The following is an 18,252-nucleotide window of genomic DNA, read 5'->3' as shown; positions in this document are numbered from 1 at the left end:
TTCTGATTTTATTCCCGATTTTTTGCGAGGAAACAAGCCGAAAGATGGGGTTCTCCGCTCGAACGTATGGAAAACAATTCCGGTTTAGTTTCTTTACAAGAATCGACTGCGATTTGACAACGAGTCGAATAATGACATCCGATCGGATATTGATCCGGAGAAGGAACGATTCCATGGATCGGTTGTAAATCTTCGACGGACTTTGCCAGAGAAGGAATCGATCGAAGTAAATCTTCCGTATAAGGATGATTAGGTGAATCGATGACGGAATCCGTATCTCCGATTTCGGCGATTCTTCCGGCATACATCACTGCGATTCTGTCCGCGATCGTTCCCACGAGTCCGAAGTCGTGCGAGATGAATAAGATGGACATTCCGTTTTGTTTTTGAAGATTCAAAAGAAGTTCCACCAATTGCGCCTGAATCGTTACGTCGATCGCACTCGTCGGTTCGTCCGCAATAAGAAGCGTAGGATCGCACATAAGAGCCATTGCGATGCTGATTCTTTGCAAAATTCCCCCGCTCATCTGGTTCGGATAAGAATATAATCTTTGTTTAATATCCGTGATCCCGACCGAAAAAAGAAGAAACTCCGCTTTTTCCAGAGCCTCCTTTTGGTTGGAAGAAACGTGCATCAAATACGCTTCGGTCATTTGATCTTGAATTTTTAACAAAGGATTGAGAGCGGCAAAGGGTTCTTGAAAAACGTATGCGATTTCCTTCCCTCGGATTTTTCTCAATTCTTCCGAAGAAATTTTTAAAAGATCCTTTCCGTGATATAAAATTTCGCCGGATTTAATTTTTGTAATATTAGAAGGAATTAATCTTGTTAGAGCCAGAGAAGTGAGCGACTTACCGCAACCCGATTCTCCGATGAGCGATAAAATTTCCCCCGGTCTTACTTCAAAACTCAAATCTTGAAGAACGGGAAGCCATCGATTTTCCGAAAGAAGATCCAGTGAAAAATTCTTAACTTGAAGTAAAGAGGAAGCGGTCATTCGTACACCGCCTTTTCTCTGGAATCAAAAGAGTCTCGCAAACCTTCTCCGATAAACGAAGTGAATAAAATCGTTATAAAAAGCGCCGCCGAGGGAAATGTGATCAACCACCATGCGCCGAGTCGTTCCCTTCCTTGCCCGATCATTTCTCCCCAGGACGGATTGGGCGCCGGAATTCCGTACCCAAGGAAGTCTAACGCGCTCAAAATGGAAATCGATCCGATAAGCGTGAACGGTAAAAAAGTCACCAAAGGTGTAATCGCGTTGGGGAGAATATGACGAAGCATGATTCGAAACGAACTTACTCCCAACGCCTTTGCCGAATCCACGTAAGTCAATTGTTTGAGTTTGAGGAATTCTCCTCGCATATAATAAGAAATTCCGATCCAACTCAACGCACCGTAGGTGATCAAAAGTACGGCAAAACCTCTTCCGAAAAATGCTCCGACAATCAGTATCAAATACAAAAAAGGAATCGCGGAAAGAATTTCCACGATTCTCTGCATTATAATATCCGTTTTTCCTCCGAAGTATCCCTGTATTCCCCCGATCAAAGAACCCATCGCTAGTTCAAGAAAAACTAATATAAGCCCGAAACTCAAAGCGTTTCTGTACGCGTAAAAAACCCTCGTAAAAACGTCCCTGCCTCGATCGTCCGTTCCGAGCCAGTGTTTACGGTTCGGAGAAGAAGGTGGAGTTTCGCCTTCTTCCAAACTTTCCAAATTGTCTTCGTTGGATCCGTATGGAATCGGAGCGAAAAAAATCCGGTTAGGACCCGATGTAAAATCCTCTCTTTGCGAAAGTTTTTTGTAGTTCGGAGGTGTTAGGTTTTCCCCTCCGAACGCGGATTCGGGGTAAAAAGAAAAAATAGGGAAATGCAGTTTGCCTTGATAACTTACGATCAAAGGTTGATTGGTGGCGATAAGGGGCGCAAATAGGGAAATTACATAAGAAATCATTAATAGATTCAGAGCGTACCAGGCTCTTTTGTTCGCTCTGAATTTCTGAAATCTTTTTTTTAGAATCGGACTTAGGATCATTCGAACTGAATCCTCGGATCGACTAGTACATAACAAAAATCTGATAGAATATTTCCCGTTAACGAAAGAAGGCTTTGTACGAGTAAAAGCCCCATCATCAGATCGGTATCCCTTTCCGTAACCGCTTGAAAACTCAAAAGCCCCATTCCGTCTATGTTGAATACGAGTTCGATCACCAGAGATCCCGCAAAGATAAGACTGAGATTATTTCCGAATCCGGTTGCGATCGGAATCAAAGAATTTCGAAACGCGTGTTTAAAGATCGCTTCTTTAAAACTAAAACCTTTGGAAAGCGCCGTACGAACGTATTCTTTGGAAATCTGATCCAAAAGAGAATTTTTCATAAGCAACGTGAGGACCGCAAAGGAACCGGAAACGTAACAGATCACCGGAAGAAACATATGTTGTATCCGATCTGCGGCTTTTTCCCAGAAAGTAAAAGATTCGTACTCGTCCGAAACCTCGTGTCCCAATGGAAAGACGGATAACAATTCACCCGAAGCGAATATATAAAGAAGTAAAACGGAAAGTGCGAACACCGGAATCGAATACGTGATCAAAATAATTCCGCTGGAAGCGATGTCGAAACGTTCCCCGTTTTGAAGCGCCTTTGAAATTCCTAAAGGGATACAGATGAGATAAGAAAGTAAAAATCCGGAAAGGCCGAAGGTAAGAGATACGGGAAGTTTTTCCAAGATAAGATCCGATACTTGTCGAGTGTGAAGTCTGGATTCTCCCAAATTGAAAACGAGAATTTCTTTGAGCCAATAAAGATACGCGATTCCTACGGGTTGATCCAAGTGTAATCTTTTTTTGATGATGTCGATTTCCTCTTCCGAAATCGTTTTCGCGTTTCCACCTTGAGAATTCGCATAACCTCGAATTTTTGCGATCTCCGTTTCCAGAGGACCACCCGGTGCGAAATGAGAAATTAAAAAAACGATAAACGTCATTCCCAATAACGTTGGAATGATCAAAAGAAATCGTTTTAGGAAATATTTTTTCATTTCGTTTCCGAAAACAGTTTCAAGGAATCGGATCTTAAGACAAAGCCTTTTTCAAAAAAGAATTTCAATTGTTAAGAGAATTGCACGGTCGGATCGTTTTAAATTTTAATCTCGGTTTCCTTTGAGTTCCAGATAGCCGATTCCGCGAACGGCTTTTCCTCCTCTAGTTCCTTGAACCTTTACGGCTCCTTCCCAATAACTAAATCCCGTAGTAATACGAGAATCGAATTCTTGATCTTCAAAGAAAGGTTCGATTATAAGATGAAGCGCCGATTCTTTTTGAGAAAAAACACGAGTAAAAAGATTCCAAACAAGCGGATATTTTTGATTTGTTCTTGGACTTGTCCAAAGGGAGGAATCATGGACCAACACAATCTCTCCTTCTTGTTCAAAGTATGTTTTCTCTCCGGATTTTAAACGAAGGGTCGCAAAACTTTCGGAGATTGAATTCGGTGTATCTCTGAAGTTGAAAGCCATGATGTCGCTTCCGTCTTCGAGTTGAATGCAAATCCAGTCCCAGGAATTTGATTTGTCCGAAAGTTCGGCTTGCCGAGTCGAATCGAAAGGACTACTCCATTCGTGATCCATCCAAGAGTTGCCGCTTTCGATCCGGATTTTTTTTCCATATAGAGTCAATTCTCCCCGAGTGGATAAGCGGGGAATACTGTAGTAATAAGAATAGAAATCCGGATTCCTTCTGCTCTTGATCGACTTACCTTTGTCTCCGTGTAAAAGAAGATCCGAGTCTTTGCCGCTTAAAAATAAATCCAAAGAAAGTCCGGAAGTGTTTTTGGGTTTTGCGATCAGATGAAATTTTGTTTTACCTTCGATTTTGAGAACGAAGTCGCCGCTGAAGATTTGTTCGGAATCGTAACCCGCCATTCCGCCTAACTTGCGTTCGATGGTCTGAGAGATGTTGTGTTTTTTATTTTCCAAATCGGAGATCGCAAAATGAACCGGAAAAACTTCCCTGTTTTTTCCGAAATTTCCTTTGAAAAAACTGAGTTCGTATCCGTATTTTTTTCCTTCGGAAGATTGCAGAACTCCGACAAAATAACACCATTCCACTTTGTGTTTGGGATGAAAAGAGTGGTCTTTTGGAAAAACAAAAGGGCGGTCGTCGGCTTGAAGTGAGAAAAAAAAAGGGATTAAAAAATGGATTCCGATTAGAAGGTTGACCGTGTTATGAAGAAAGCCGTAATGATTCTTCTTAAAGATCATGCAATTTTTTGATAACATCCGCTCTTCCAAATTTTTTTCATTAGGACTTTTTTTACCACAGTTCGTTATTTTAGGAATCTATTTCCATAAACTCTATTTGAAATTTCTATCGTTCTGTCCCAATCAAAACTTTTTAACTTGGGATCCGGACGCAAGACTGGTAACTTCGATCCGATTCGCGGAGGCGTTTCGATCTTTCGATTTGTGGACGGTCGCAAAGTTAACCTTTGATTCTCCCACTTGGCCCGTTTTAAGAAATTTTCCGGAAGCGATGATCCTATTATGGTTCGGATCGGGCGGAACTCCGGTTTCACTATTCACATTCGGAGAATTGATTTTTCTTTTTTTGATCGTTCCTTGGATTTTATTTCGCTTTAGCAAATCGAAACGTTGGGTTGTGTCCGCGGTTTTGTTTCCACTCGTTTGGGCCGGATTGCTGCAGAATCCCGGATTTATGTATTATTCGTTTTCGGGAATGTTGGAAATCCAAGGAGCGTTTTTTTTTCTTCCTGCGATTCTTTCTTTTTGGGAATTGCAAAGGCGCTTCTTTGAGAGAGATCGATTTTTAAATTCATCCCGCGACTCGATTTCTTTTTTAAAGAAAGATACAAAACGGGATAACTCCCAATCTCGATCGGATGAATTCCGTACTACCGCTGCCTATTCGCCATGGTTTTTATGTATCAGCGTTAATCTTTTGTTTCATACGAAATATCCGTACGGTTATATTTTTATTTTTTTCGGTTGTTTGTTTTTAATTACGTTTCATTTCGATGAAACGAAACGATTCATATTCAAAATTTTGAATTTTTACGGATTGTTTTTAAACGGAAATTCTTTTCTTCAAAACAAGTCGGAGCAAAAAAATTCCGTTTTTTCGGAAGGGAATTTTTTCAAAAGAATCCGATGGGGCGCGTTGATTCCGATCGGACTTGCGGTTTTTTTCATTTTTGTTTCCGTGATTTTTTCCAAAGACGTTTTACCCGGAAAGACAAAGGCGTTTTTGCGTTATGCGGGAGTTTTGATATTTTGGATTTCCATCAGCGTTACGCTTTGGAAAATTTTTTATATTTGGAAAGAAAACATTGGAAGAGATTCTGACTTTTTTTCCTTGGATCAGGACAAAGAAATCGATACCCCGCTTGTTGCAGATAACGCAGCCCATAACGACTCCAGTTTATATGAGAATCTTTTTGTTTGGAAGTATTTCTGGACATATGTAATTCTTCCGATCGGTTCTTGGGTTTTGTTGCATCCGGATCGATTTTCAAGTTCGAGCAGTACGATTCAACACGCGCAGGGTGCGGGTTTGATGCCGGGACAAGGTGATGATTCGATTTTTAGTCTTACGTATTTCCAAGAAATTTCAGAAAATTCTTTTTATGCTCCTTATGGTGGATGGATCTTATGCGGCGGTTTGATTTTAGGAATCGTCTTTGGAATTTTTCGTTATCTAAAAGAGCGCGAAGTCAGCGCTTCGTTTTTTCTTTTTTTGTCGGTGTTTGTTTCGATTTTGGGACTTACATTGATGACGCCGAATCACCAGCCCAGACATATCTATCATCTTTATCCCGCTTTGTTGATCGCGATCGGAATCTTTTGTTACGAGGAATTTTCAAATGAACGGGCAAGGATTTTATCCTCTTTTATATATTCTATATTCTTAATGTTTACTTTAGGATATTGGAGTTGTAAACATTCCGATATTTGGGAGAGGACCAATCTTTGTTTTTCAGGCGTAGACCGTAGTTTGTTTTTTACCGCGGAGGACGCGGAGAAAGTCCTTTTTAAAACGGTAAATCGTCCTTCCGTCTTATGGAATATGCTTCCATTGGAACATCACAATCGACCGGATATTACTCTTTCGTTTTATCGTGCCGGTTTTATCAACCGCCAAGAGGTGAGAGAAAAACGGAAAAAGGAAGAATTCAATTTCATTATAAATTCTCAATCCAAAGAGGATTGGTTTATAGTGTCGGAAAAATCTTGCGAAGCAATGGAAGGCGGCGGTCTCGGAACTTCATGGAGCGAGTTCAAATTTGCAAAGAATGTAATACAATTTCCCATCCGAGGAGCTTGTGTTTTGAAAATAGAAAATCATTAACGTGAGTTCGGTATAACAAATGCGAAAGCGATTGAAGCGAGATCAACAAATTGAAATGACGAAAGAAAGCCGTTTTTCGATCGATCCATCAATTTGTTGATCGGAGCAGAAACTAAAAAACTCAATCTCGCTGTTTGTTAGTAGAAGTCAGTAATTCTATAATTTCTTTATAACCGTTTTTTTGCGCGTACTGCAAAGCGTTCATGTTGGCGTTATTGTAAATTTTCGGATCCGCTCCTTTGGAGATTAGAATTTTCACAATTTCCTTAAACCCTTTGTCTGCCGCAAACATCAAAGCCGTTTTTCCGATTCTATCTTGTACGTTTAGATCCACTCCTTTTTGAATCAGGTATTCGACGATATTATTATCTCCGCGATTGCTCGCATAGATCAACAAAGATCGGCCTTCCACGTCGACTGCATTGAGATCGGCACCTTTGTCGGCGAGCAACTTGAAAATCGCGAAATTCCCTTTTAAAGTCGCATAGAAAATCGCACCTTGCCCGTTGTTATCCCGAAGATGAAGATCGCTTCCCTTATCAATCAATAACTGGGTCAAAGACAAGGATCCGTATTCGACCGCATAGATAAGCGGAGTTTTGCCATATCGATTTTTAGAATGGATCGGATAATTTTTTGATAACAATAACTCGATGAAATTTGCATTTCCGGTTTCGATCGCATAGGTCATTGCGTTATAACCTTTTTTATCTTCTATATTTACGTTGGCTCCTCGCTCTAACAGTAATTTTACGATTCCGATATGATTGTTTTGAATTGCAAACATCAACGCGGTTTTAGAATATTCGGACGCTCCGCTCGCGAGATCGATCTGAGCTCCTTTGTCCAAAAGATAACGAACTAAGGGTTCGTCTCCGTTTTCAACCGCGACCATTAGAGCCGTTTTACCGTGAGTTTTGACCGAACCCAGATCGTCTAAATTCGAACCCTTTTCCAGCAATAGTTCGACCATGGATTTATCTCCCTGTTTGGCAGCGATCGCCAAAAGGCTATAACCTTCGTTGTCTTTCACATGAAGATCTCCTCCTTTGGCTATAATCAGTTCCGCTAAATCCGTTTTACGTTCTTGAATCGCAATCATCAAAGGGGTTTGATTGTAACGATCCTTAACGTTTACGTTAGCTCCTTTCCCTATGAGATATTTGGCGATTTCAAATTGATCTTCTTTTAAAGCGATTCCCAATGCGGTAAGGGAATCATTGTCCTTTTCGTCGAGACTAACACCTTTCTCCAATAAAAGTTTTGCGATAGAAAAATTTCCGGCTTTGATTGATAGACAAAGATAGTTGCAATTTCTGGAATCTTTGTAACTAAAATCTTTGATTTTACTCAATAATAATTTTGTAAATTTCTGTTCGCCCTGTTCCTCCTCCCCATCTTCATCATAGTCGGATCTTTCTCTTTGAACCGATAGAGCTAAAACGTTTTTATCGTTTTTGGTTGAATCGATTTGAGAGCCTTTATTGAGTAGTAATTTTGCAATCCGAAAGTTATAATTATTTACCGCCAGATAAAGAAGTGATTCTTCCCTCGAATTCTTTAAATTTAGATTCGCCCCTTTTAAAATCAAAAGCTCGATGATTTCCGTTCGGTTTTTCCCCACTGCGTAAAATATCGCGGACATTCCTTCCTTATCTACGGAGTCGATTTTTGCTTTTTTTTCCAGAAGTAGTTTCGCAATTTCTAATGAACCGACTTGAGAAGCGGCGATCAAAGGAGTTTTTCCCGTTTCATCGGTGGAATTGACGTCGGAACCGGAATCAATGAGAGACTTTGCGGTTTTCAATTCTCCGACTGAAATGGAATAAACTAAAAGATTTTTTTGGGGAGATGATTTCTCTTCTTCCTTATCAACCTCATATCGACTCGTATTATTTTTGGCTAATTGTATTTCCGATAAAAAATTTCGATCCATCAAAAGATCCAAGATTCCGTCTAACATTTTATTCTCCGTTGAAAGTGTTTCAAAATAAACTCGAAATTAATTTTTAAAATAAAACGATACAAAGAGTCTGTCCCAAAACGTCCGATTTTATCGGAATGGCCGCAAATCTCTGCGATTGTTTTAAGTTTTGGGACAGGCTCAGAAATCCGATTGATCGACAGACCGGGAACGAATAGAAAATTATAATTTTTTAATTTGATTTTGAAACTTTATTCCCGAATCAGTTTTAAAAAATCCCGATCGTTCCAAAAATTTTTAAACTCCGGTTCTCCTTTGAAATGACTTTTCGGTTTTCCCAAGGAGAGTGCAATTTTCATATACTTTAGCATTTCCTGTTTTTTACCTCGGTTAGAGTTCAAACAGGCTAGATTGAAAGCGAGTCGACTATCGGTAATTTGCGGCGGGATCAGCGTTTCCATAAAAGGTTCATATTGGAAGTCCTTTACTTCATGCATATATGCGATTATATCTCCTGCAAAATATTCTTGTGTATTGTATTCATTTTGCGAATCGACGCCGGTATGGGTTCCGTTTCCGATTCCGATCGTACGACTGACCTTATAAAATGATTTTAGAATATACCCCGCACGCTCCATTTTTCGTAAATTCAAACTCTGATTGAAATGATCGCTGGTCCAATGTAAAACCTCGTCTTTTAATTCCGATTTAGCCCCATCGGATTCTTGCGAATAAAATTTTACACATTGAAAGTATGTGAAATCAAACTCGGATTTTGCTTGGCTTTCCCCAGGAGTATTTTCGCTTTCGATCCAGGTTTTCCAGGTTCGATTGGTTTCTTTTCTCCAATGAGATACAAGATCTCCTTCCGGAGTTTCCGGCTCGATGAAACCTTGTGTGTTCGAATTTTCCTGCTCAATATTTTTAGTATCTTCGGATTGTATGGAAACACTCGAAAGGATGAGAAAGAAGTAAAAAAAATATTGAGGAATTCGGATTAGCAAAAAAATAATTTTGTTTGAATCGGTTTTCATAAGATTCGAGTCAAAATACTTTTTTTTAAGGATATGTAAATGAATTTAACGGTTTATCCCTCAAAGTGTTTTTTCCAAAGGTGTTCTATTGAACGTGAATTCGGTATAACAAAGTTTGGGCGAATCGGAAACCAATGCGTTCGCTCCCAATGATAACCAACGTTTCGAGTGAGAGTGGCGGCCGCCATGCGGTCGAGATTCTAGTGATTCGGGGGGTTAGGTAGCGAGGTATTATGTCTTCTGCTGAGGGAGGCTTGAAAACTTTGAGAAACAGAAAACTCAGTTGAGTTTAAATATTAATCAGCATTTTTTAAAAAATAGCTTTATAAATAAGCGAAAAATAAAAATTAGATTGACCTCAAAATTGTCAAATCGCAAAAATTTTAAGCATGTCAGGATATGTGAAGCCAAGTCCCTTAAGATCTATACAAGAAGTTGCAACCGCTATGAACTCTACTTTGGATCCGGATAAACTTCTGGATTTGATTCTAGAGCGTTGTATTCAGATTTGCGAAGTCGGTTCGGGTTCTCTCATGTTGATCAACGAAAAAGAGAACGTTTTGGATATCGTGACTTTCCGAGGTATGAATCCTTCCGTTCGAACCAGAGTGAAATTGAAAGTCGGAGAAGGAATTACCGGGATTGTTGCGGCGTCCGGCGAAGGTATGATCGTCAGCGACGTTACAGCCAATCCACATTACATTTCCATAAAGGACGATATTATGTCGGAGCTTGCGGTTCCGATGATCGTAGAGGACGTAGTGATCGGCGTTATCTCTTTGGATTCGAGTCGTAAAGGCGCTTTCAACGAAGAACACCTGGAAATTATCTCAACTCTTGCCAATCAGGCCGCTCAGATTTTTAAGAACTTACAAATTTTCAGACAACTCGAACAAAAGAATAAAATCCAACAGGTGTTGATCGACATTTCCAGAACCGTTACTTCCACTTTGGTTCTTCAGGAAATTTTCGAAGACATCATGGATCGCTTGGAAAAATCCCTAAACTTAGAGCGGGGAAGTATCGTTCTTTTCGAAGCGGAAAAAGCGATTTTGAAACTCGAAGCAGCCTCCGGTTTAACCGCAGAAGAAATGGAAAAAGGGGTTTATCTTCCCGGAGAAGGAGTTACCGGAAAAGTTTTTGAAACGGGCGAGGCGATCATCGTGGAATCGATCGCAAACGACGAAAATTTTGTGAACCGCGTGGGCAACGCCGCTCATTTTAAGAATAATCCCGAGAACGTTAGTTTTCTTGCGGCTCCGATCAAGTCCGATACGGACGTTTTGGGAGTGGTAAGCGTTTATTTCGTTCATAAGAAATACATCGATTTAAAAACTTATTTAGATTTTTTGCAAGTAGTTGCGTCCGTAGTCTATCAGGCGATTCGAATTCAGAAACTGATCGACGAGGAAAAAAGAGAGATATCAAGAGAGAACGTTCTTCTTAAAAGAGAATTAAAGAATAAATATAAGTTCGGTTCTTTGATCGGCAAATCCAAACCGATGGAAAAACTTTTCGAGATGATTCATCTCGTTTCGGATTCTCGCGCTTCCGTTTTGATTACGGGAGAATCCGGAACCGGTAAGGAAATGATCGCATCCGCGATTCATTACAATTCTTCCCGCGCGGACAAGCCGTTTATTAAAATCAACTGTGCGGCGATCCCCGAGAACCTGCTCGAAAGCGAACTGTTCGGTCATAAGAAAGGTTCCTTTACCGGAGCGGTTTCGGATAAAAAAGGGAAATTTGAGATGGCCGATACGGGAACGATTTTTCTGGACGAGATCGGCGAGATGGATCTCAATTTACAATCCAAACTCTTAAGAGTTCTTCAGGAAAAAGAGATCGAAGCGGTCGGTTCCGTTAAACCGAAAAAAATCGACGTGAGGATTATCGCCGCGACCAACGCCGATTTGGAAAAACTGATCTCCGAAAAAAAATTCAGACCGGATCTTTTTTACAGACTCAACGTCGTGAATATGGTCACTCCTCCTCTTCGTGAAAGAGCGGACGATATTCCTCTTTTGATCAATCACTTCATCGCAAAGTATGCGGAAGAAAACGGTAAAAAAATCACCGGAGTCACAAGAGAAGCGCATAAACTTTTGATGAATTACAATTGGCCCGGAAACGTCCGAGAACTCGAAAACGTGATCGAACGCGCGGTCGTTCTTTCGCAACTGGAAATGTTGGATATCCAAGACTTCTCCGAAATCAGCGGGCGTCTTCTTTACGGAGATCATGACTTCGATCCTGAAACGGGCGATTCGGAAGCGTCCGTGGAAATCGCCAGTTCCAGATTCGCTTCTTCCAATTTGGACGCTCTGGATGGAAGGGCCATCGAAGTTGTCGTAGGCGAGGTGGAAGCTCGTTTGATTAAATACGCCATGAAAAAGTTCAAATACACGAAAACAAGAGTCGCCAAATTCTTGGGGATCAATCGAAACACCTTGGATAAAAAAATCAAGGATCTCAAAATCGATTACTAATTTTCGATTGCTTGTAAAAGGCGTAAAGGCGCCGACCTGGATCCTTTCGATTGTATTTCAATTATGCGTGTTTCTTTCATAAGAAACCGCGCAATGAAAACTCAATCCTGTTATTGACCGCTTTGGGTCTTTTTGTGGTGGAAAATTTGGGTTTTCGGATAAGCTGTAAAAAATACGTGTAAAAATTTTCAAAACTTCCAATGATAGCAATCGTTCGTTTCCGGGATCTTTACGGAAATAAAATATAATCGTTATTAGGTGAAAAAGTATGATTCAAACCGCCGATCAAAAATCCACGTTAAACACTCAGAATTTTTATAAATACCTGCCGACACTTTCTTCCTTTACGGATATCATAGAACCTTCCAATTATTTTACCGTTCCCGACGATTGGAATCTTATCATCACGGACGTTGTGAATTCGACGGATGCGATTCGAAACGGACATTACAAGGACGTAAACATTGCGGGTTGTATCACGGCGATGGCCGTTTCCAATCTTATGAAAGATATGGATTATCCGTTTTTATTCGGCGGGGACGGAATGACGTTGTTGCTTCCGGATAACGTTCTTTCCGGTGTGAAGGATATCTTATTTTCGGTTCGAGAATTGGTGAAAAGCAGTTTCGGATTAAAACTCAGAGCCGGAATCGTAAACGTAGGCGAGTTGAAAAGAACCGGAAAAGAATTAAAACTTTGTAAATTAAAGATTTCTGATTTTTATAATCAGGCGATCTTAACGGGAAACGCTTTGGATGTCGCGGAAAGTCTCGTTAAAAACGACGATTCCACAAATCCTTATATCATTCCTTTAACGCATAAAACCAAGATCAAACCGGATTTTACCGGATTTACTTGTCGTTGGCAGGATATTCCGAGTCACCGAGGGGAAACGGTTTCGTTTATCGTTAAGATGAATTCTTCGAGCGCCGCTTCCGATCAGGCATTGTTGAAAGTTGTTTTGGATCAAGTCGGCTTTCTTTTGGGGAACGACGTGGAAATTCATCCTCTCAAAGAAGAAAAAATCAAAGTGGATTTGTCCGGAAAGTATCCTAGTAAAGAAGCGACTGTTCATTCCGGAAGTGGAAAAGGAATTTTTTATTTTTTAAGAAGGCTCAAAATCAAAATCGAAGGAATTGCGGTCAACTTTGCCATCAATTCACAATGGAAGTTCGGTCCGAAAGTGAACGGAGCGGAACTGAGAGAATTAAGAAAGTCGCAAGTGATTGCTTCCGACTTTAGAAAGTACGACGGAACCTTAAAGATGGTCGTCGCTTGTGATTCCGGTTCCAGAGAATCGTTTCTGAAATTTTTGGACGAACTTTATAGACAAGGAAAACTATTTTACGGTTATCACGTTTCCGATAGGGCTTTGATGACTTGCGCCTTACACGAAGGTTCGGTGAGAGAGGTTCATTTCGTGGATTCCGCCGACGGAGGTTACGCTCTCGCCGCTACTCAACTCAAAGAACAAATCAAAGCTTCAAGAGGTTGAACCCAGTTTTATTTTCCAGTTATCGTCGAAGAGTTTATAGTCGCACGTAAGCTCTTCTCCTTTTCGAATCGATCTCGTCGCACTATCCTGTCCCATCGGATTCGTTCGATCGCTCGTAAAATCCTCTTTCGTATTCGGATCGTCGCTGTGGTTCATAAACTTGGAATTGTCAGAACAGTAGAACCATTTCCCTTCGGTTTGATAGGAATAAGTGCGAAACATTTCTTGAACGGCAGTCGGAAGGGAATTCAATTCTTGATCGGTTAAAACCCAGACCGTTTTAGGATTGTATTTCCAAATCAATTCGCCTTTGTGAATATCTCGGCCGGCAAAAAGACCGAAACCGCCGATCGGAGAATCGGCGATGTATGTGGGAACTAAAAGCATTGGAAGAAATGTAATTTAGCCGGGAAAAAAATTGCAAGTAAGAAAAGATTCTACAGGACCATTGCATGTTGTTCGGGTTCGGGGACCGAAAATTTTTCCAACTTTCCGTTGCGGATTTGAAAAACCTGATCCGCTTCCCGAATCGTGGAAAGTCTATGAGTGACCGAGATCACCGTTCTTCCTTCCCTTAATAAAGAAAGTGTTTTCATGATTCTCGCTTCCGTTATCGGGTCCAAGGAAGAAGTCGCTTCGTCCAAAAGAAGAATTTGCGGATTTCTTAAAAAGGCTCTTGCGATCGCGATCCTTTGTCTTTCGCCGCCGGAAAGTTTGGTTCCTCGATCTCCTGCGTTCGTTTCGTAACCCATAGGCAAGGAAAGAATCGTCTCGTGGATTTCGGCTCTTTTGGCCGCCTCGATCACTTCTTCCAGAGTCCCGCTCGGTTTGCCGATCCGGATGTTTTCAAAAATCGTAGTATTAAAAAGAAAGGTTTCTTGAAATACGACCCCGACTAAAGATCGAACGGAACTTCTGGATAAGGAATTTAGATCCATACCGTCGAAAAGAATCCGTCCCTCGTTCGGTTGAACCATTCCCAAAAGAAGTTTGATGAAAGTGCTTTTACCGACTCCGGAACCGCCTACGATAGCCGTATAACTTCCTTTGGGAATGGTGAGAGTGATGTCGCTTAGGTTTTTCGATCTTCCTTTGTAGCGAAAATGAACGTTCTCGAAATGAATGGCTCCTTTCAATTCGGGGATCGAAAATGCTTCCGGATCGGATTCAAAAACGGGAGCGCGTAACAATTCTAAGATCCGTTTTGCCGAGCCGCTTGCGTGATTCAGCGCCGGTAAATATTGGGAAAGATACAATAAGGAATAACTTAAATTTAAGAACGGAGGTAAAAACGCCGCTAAGGTTCCGATGCTGAGAGCATTATTATATGCTAATGCAGTTCCCGCGAGCAAAAGGATTCCTTGAAGTAAAAGAATTCCCGAACCAGCGGAACGTTCCAAATAGGAGTTTGTCAGTCCGAGCCGTAAAGAAACCTGAAACAGTTTTTCACAGTTGTTTTTGAATCGGTTGAAGAAGTGATCGCTTAGGTCGTAAGCCCGGATCAAATTCTGAGCGGAGATGGATTCTTCCACAAGACTGAGTACTTGAGCTTCTTCTAATTTTCTTGTATAACTGATTTCCGTGGACTTTCTAGATAAAAATCCCGGGCCTAAAAAACTGATCGGCCAGATCAACAATGCGATCAAGGCCAACTTCCAATCCAATAAAAAAAGTAAAATGGTTCCGAAAACCGCTTCCAATAGCGGACCGAGTCCCCAAGGGATAAACGCTAAAAGCGCGTGTTCCAATGCCGCGAGGTCGTTGAAAAATCGGGAAAGAATATCTCCCAACTTATTGTTGGAAAAAAAATCCAAACTCAATCGATCCAAATGTTCATACAGCTGTAATCGAAGGTCTTGGATGATTCTTGCGGAAGCCCAGTTATAAAGATAATCTCTTACGGTTCCTAAGATCGCAAATGTAATCGTTCCGATTGCGAGATAAGCTCCGATCCAATAAAGTGCGCGTTGATTTCGATTGATGAGGGCTTCGTCGATTAAGTATTTAAAACTGAAAGGGATACTTGCATAAAATCCGATTTCGAAACAGAGAAGTCCGATGATAACGAAAATTCTCCCCTTGTATTTTTTAACAAATCGGAACAACCCGAAAATCAAAAGGCCGGGCGCGCCTTCCGTCTCCGGCTTTTCCTTTTTCGGATTCGGGGCTTTCCATTTTTTAGCGGAGCCTTTTTCTTTTTCGAGAGGTAAAGGTTCCGACTTTTGGATGAGGTCCGGATTGTATTCGAGGGGTCTTTTCATACCGTTTTGGGAAATATCGTCCTTTTATTTTCGGCAGATATCTTTCATTTCCACTCTACTTTGACTGTTTTTCCCGAAAACCCCAAGGCAAGAATTTTTCACCGGATAAGAGACAGAATACGTCCGGAAAAGAGTCGTTTTTTTTGAAACGGACATTATCTTTGTAACCAGGTCTATATAGAATGATTCATTTTCACTATAAAGAGAAAGACGGATTCTATACGGTTACGTTAAAAACATCCGAAACGGCTCCGGGTACTCTTCATAAAATGGTGAAAGCGATGTTCTTTATGGGATGGGAAATCGTTTCCGGCGATATTGAAACGATAGAAGAGAAAGGCCATCCTTATAGTTACGATATTTTTACGTTAAGATCGGATGAAACGGATTCTAAAATCAAGGCTTCCAAATTGGGAGTTCTTATGTCTTCCGTATTCACGGACGATTTTGCTTTGGAAGAAATCATTCATCACTCAAGCGAGATCGATATCAGAAATACCTATCATCTCGGTGCCGATTCCAAGTTGGAATTCAAAGATATAGAATCGGGCGCTAAAACCAAATTTTCCCTCGAGGCTCCCGATAGAAAAGGTCTCCTTTACTTTGTTACTGGAGTTCTCAAAGAAAACGGAATTAACATTCATTCGGCTACGATTCGGACGGATCGAACCGGAAATCGGGCTCAAGATACGTTTATACTTTCCGATACAAAAGGAGGAGGTTTTGCAGGTTCTTCCTTAGAAGATCGCGTAAGCCGAAATATACTCGAAATCAGTTTGAATTCCTCCTGGAAATAATCGGTAAAATAATTTTTTTCGTATCGTATAAAAATATTCGGTGCAAACGGTTTATTCCCGCTTTTCATGGATTAAAAATGGAATTCTTGAACGGTTATTTTTAATCAGCGTTAGTTCGCATACTTATATCCCCAAAGTAAATTTCACTATTTAAGATTATTCTCATGGATGCCCAAAAAGACTTACAGAAATTCGATTTTACAGAAGAGATCATCCAACACTTTAAGATCAACAGCGTCATCCCCGTCGATTTCTATAATAGAAACGGACAAATTCTCATCCATAAAAAGGAAAATGCGGACGGAGAAGACATTACAAAATTATTAAGGTTTGAAAGTCAGGGGATCTATTTTCTAAAATCCGAATTTGAAAAGATTGCCGGTGGAAAATCCGACTCGGGACCGAATAACGTAAACGGCCGAGACGTCAGTTTTACGAAACTGGTCAACTCCGAACTGACTGTCGATCTTGCAAAAAACGCTTCCAGCTTTTTATCGGAATTAAAAAAATTCCCTCTCAACGGAGGTCAGGTAAGAAACCTCAACAAATCCATCGACGGAATATTAGAAGATTTTAAATCTACGCCGGATATGGAAAACGGGTTGGTCAACATCATCGAGGTTATGAGTAACGCGGGAGTTCCGATGGATTCCGAAATACTTACGAAACGCACCGTAATCGCGATGGCGATGAAGGTGAGAGCGGGAAAGGCTTTTACCAAAGTCGACATGGAACAGAAAAAATTGGATCAGATGAATCTGATGATGTCTTCCTATCTCGCGGATGTCGGTTATACTCAGATGAAAATTCCGATTCAGAAGGATCTGAAAACGGAAGAATTCGAATATATCAAAAATCATCCGATCATCAGTTATCTTATGATCGCTAATCTTCCGGACCTGGACGATAACATCAAAACTCTGGTTCTCAATCACCATCGTCCTCACAAAGGCGAAGGGATGAACAATAATTATCCTCAACCGAAGGCTCTCATTCATAAACTCAATCTTTATAAGGAAAAATATAAGGACGATCTGAAAAGGACCGTTTTGGTGAGTGATATTCAAAAACAGATACGAAATATTCTCACCAACAATCTGCCCATGGAAGATATCGGAGTCATTTCCATCGCGGGAGAATTCGCTTCTTTGACCACGAAACAGGAATGGAGGGAAGCGTTCGAACCTCTGGTCGCGATGAAGCTGATTTTGAATAACAGTTTTTTTGCATATAATGAAAAGACGCTGAGGGATTTTTACGATCACATCGGTCTTTCTTTATGCAATAACTTACCTTTTATTCGGGAAGGGGATTTCGTAATCGTGGTTACTCAGGATTCCAATCAAAAAGTGTTTTTCGAGATTTGTATCATTCGGGAAATGTATAAAACTCAGATTCGCCCCATGCTGGAAAGGGTCGGAACCATTCGGCCGAATTTCAGCAATATGGGAAAACTAAGGATTTCCGGATTCGACATTTCTTCGTTAAAACTCGATCGCAGAAAAGCGGTCTACAATCTCGAAAAAAATCAGGATCCCAGAAGAATCGTCTACGTCTTGGACCCCTACATGGATGCCGGCCTTTACGAAGAATTGACCAAACAAACCGGCGAAATTCCAAAAGAAAGCGCCTGAACCGATTTCTAAAAAATAACGATCAATTTACATAAAAACTCCGTTTAAACCGTAGATCGCCGCGTTTTTTCACGTTATCAGTCATCTTATATAGAACTTCTAATCGAATTCTTTGGAAATAATTTTTTGATTATTTTTGAATCCAACGGATTTTGAGTTAGAATGTACGTTTAATAAATAATTTTTTTCCAGTCGGATAGTTCATTATCCTAAAGAAGGTGTTAAAGGATTTTATGTTATACGATTCT

13 protein-coding genes are annotated in these 18,252 nt (G+C 40.7%); 5 read left to right on the top strand and 8 right to left on the bottom strand.

Annotated features, from left to right (window positions below; genetic code table 11):
• Nucleotides 1-8: 8 nt before the first annotated feature.
• From LEP1GSC060_RS11120 to LEP1GSC060_RS11105, 4 genes are all read right to left on the bottom strand, one after another.
• Entirely contained in the window at nt 9-998 is a 990-nt protein-coding gene (locus tag LEP1GSC060_RS11120) for an ABC transporter ATP-binding protein (protein WP_003004526.1), read from the bottom strand.
• Nucleotides 995-2,038 (bottom strand): ABC transporter permease, encoded by a 1,044-nt coding sequence (locus tag LEP1GSC060_RS11115; RefSeq protein WP_003004395.1) that lies wholly within the window; start codon nt 2,036-2,038, stop codon nt 995-997. Before LEP1GSC060_RS11115 ends, LEP1GSC060_RS11120 begins: the two co-directional genes overlap by 4 nt.
• Entirely contained in the window at nt 2,035-3,045 is a 1,011-nt protein-coding gene (locus LEP1GSC060_RS11110) for an ABC transporter permease subunit (RefSeq protein ID WP_003004605.1), read from the bottom strand. The genes LEP1GSC060_RS11115 and LEP1GSC060_RS11110 overlap by 4 nt, the downstream gene beginning before the upstream one ends.
• Nucleotides 3,046-3,150: 105 nt before the next feature.
• Complete coding sequence (locus LEP1GSC060_RS11105) at nt 3,151-4,266, bottom strand: lipocalin-like domain-containing protein (protein ID WP_003004803.1); 1,116 nt, start codon at nt 4,264-4,266, stop codon at nt 3,151-3,153.
• On the opposite strand from LEP1GSC060_RS11105, the gene LEP1GSC060_RS11100 reads away from it, so the two are divergent.
• Entirely contained in the window at nt 4,265-6,370 is a 2,106-nt protein-coding gene (locus tag LEP1GSC060_RS11100; RefSeq protein WP_003004529.1) for a hypothetical protein, read from the top strand. The two genes, LEP1GSC060_RS11105 and LEP1GSC060_RS11100, sit on opposite strands and share 2 nt — an antisense overlap.
• A gap of 121 nt (nt 6,371-6,491) precedes the next feature.
• Here LEP1GSC060_RS11100 and LEP1GSC060_RS11095 read toward each other — a convergent pair whose 3' ends face one another.
• The gene (locus tag LEP1GSC060_RS11095; RefSeq protein ID WP_003004781.1) at nt 6,492-8,333 is read right to left on the bottom strand and encodes an ankyrin repeat domain-containing protein; all 1,842 of its coding nucleotides are present in this window, start codon (nt 8,331-8,333) and stop codon (nt 6,492-6,494) included.
• Between the two features lie 212 nt (nt 8,334-8,545).
• Nucleotides 8,546-9,328 (bottom strand): TPR end-of-group domain-containing protein, encoded by a 783-nt coding sequence (locus LEP1GSC060_RS11090; RefSeq protein ID WP_003004105.1) that lies wholly within the window; start codon nt 9,326-9,328, stop codon nt 8,546-8,548.
• Nucleotides 9,329-9,774: 446 nt separating this feature from the next.
• On the opposite strand from LEP1GSC060_RS11090, the gene LEP1GSC060_RS11085 reads away from it, so the two are divergent.
• Together LEP1GSC060_RS11085 and LEP1GSC060_RS11080 are read left to right on the top strand one after the other, a co-directional pair.
• Nucleotides 9,775-11,817: a sigma-54-dependent Fis family transcriptional regulator gene (locus LEP1GSC060_RS11085; RefSeq protein WP_003004510.1), complete on the top strand. Its 2,043-nt coding sequence runs from the start codon at nt 9,775-9,777 to the stop codon at nt 11,815-11,817.
• 268 nt (nt 11,818-12,085) lie between these two features.
• Entirely contained in the window at nt 12,086-13,312 is a 1,227-nt protein-coding gene (locus LEP1GSC060_RS11080) for a DUF3095 domain-containing protein (protein ID WP_003004913.1), read from the top strand.
• Here LEP1GSC060_RS11080 and LEP1GSC060_RS11075 read toward each other — a convergent pair.
• The gene (locus LEP1GSC060_RS11075) at nt 13,301-13,699 is read right to left on the bottom strand and encodes an SET domain-containing protein (protein WP_003004707.1); all 399 of its coding nucleotides are present in this window, start codon (nt 13,697-13,699) and stop codon (nt 13,301-13,303) included. The two genes, LEP1GSC060_RS11080 and LEP1GSC060_RS11075, sit on opposite strands and share 12 nt — an antisense overlap.
• A gap of 50 nt (nt 13,700-13,749) precedes the next feature.
• Nucleotides 13,750-15,573, bottom strand: coding sequence for an ABC transporter ATP-binding protein (locus LEP1GSC060_RS11070; protein WP_003004170.1), 1,824 nt, complete (start codon nt 15,571-15,573; stop codon nt 13,750-13,752).
• 182 nt (nt 15,574-15,755) lie between these two features.
• Between LEP1GSC060_RS11070 and LEP1GSC060_RS11065 the strand changes: the two genes are divergently transcribed.
• Both LEP1GSC060_RS11065 and LEP1GSC060_RS11060 read left to right on the top strand, forming a co-directional pair.
• The gene (locus LEP1GSC060_RS11065) at nt 15,756-16,370 is read left to right on the top strand and encodes an ACT domain-containing protein (protein WP_003004417.1); all 615 of its coding nucleotides are present in this window, start codon (nt 15,756-15,758) and stop codon (nt 16,368-16,370) included.
• A 164-nt stretch (nt 16,371-16,534) separates the two neighbouring features.
• Nucleotides 16,535-18,004 (top strand): HD-GYP domain-containing protein, encoded by a 1,470-nt coding sequence (locus LEP1GSC060_RS11060; protein WP_003004662.1) that lies wholly within the window; start codon nt 16,535-16,537, stop codon nt 18,002-18,004.
• Nucleotides 18,005-18,252: the final 248 nt, after the last annotated feature.

The sequence above is a fragment of the Leptospira weilii serovar Ranarum str. ICFT genome (assembly GCF_000332415.1).
Lineage (GTDB): Bacteria > Spirochaetota > Leptospiria > Leptospirales > Leptospiraceae > Leptospira > Leptospira weilii_A.
The sequence above is the reverse complement of the archived record's forward strand: the minus strand, read 5'-3'. Positions and strand labels throughout refer to the sequence as shown.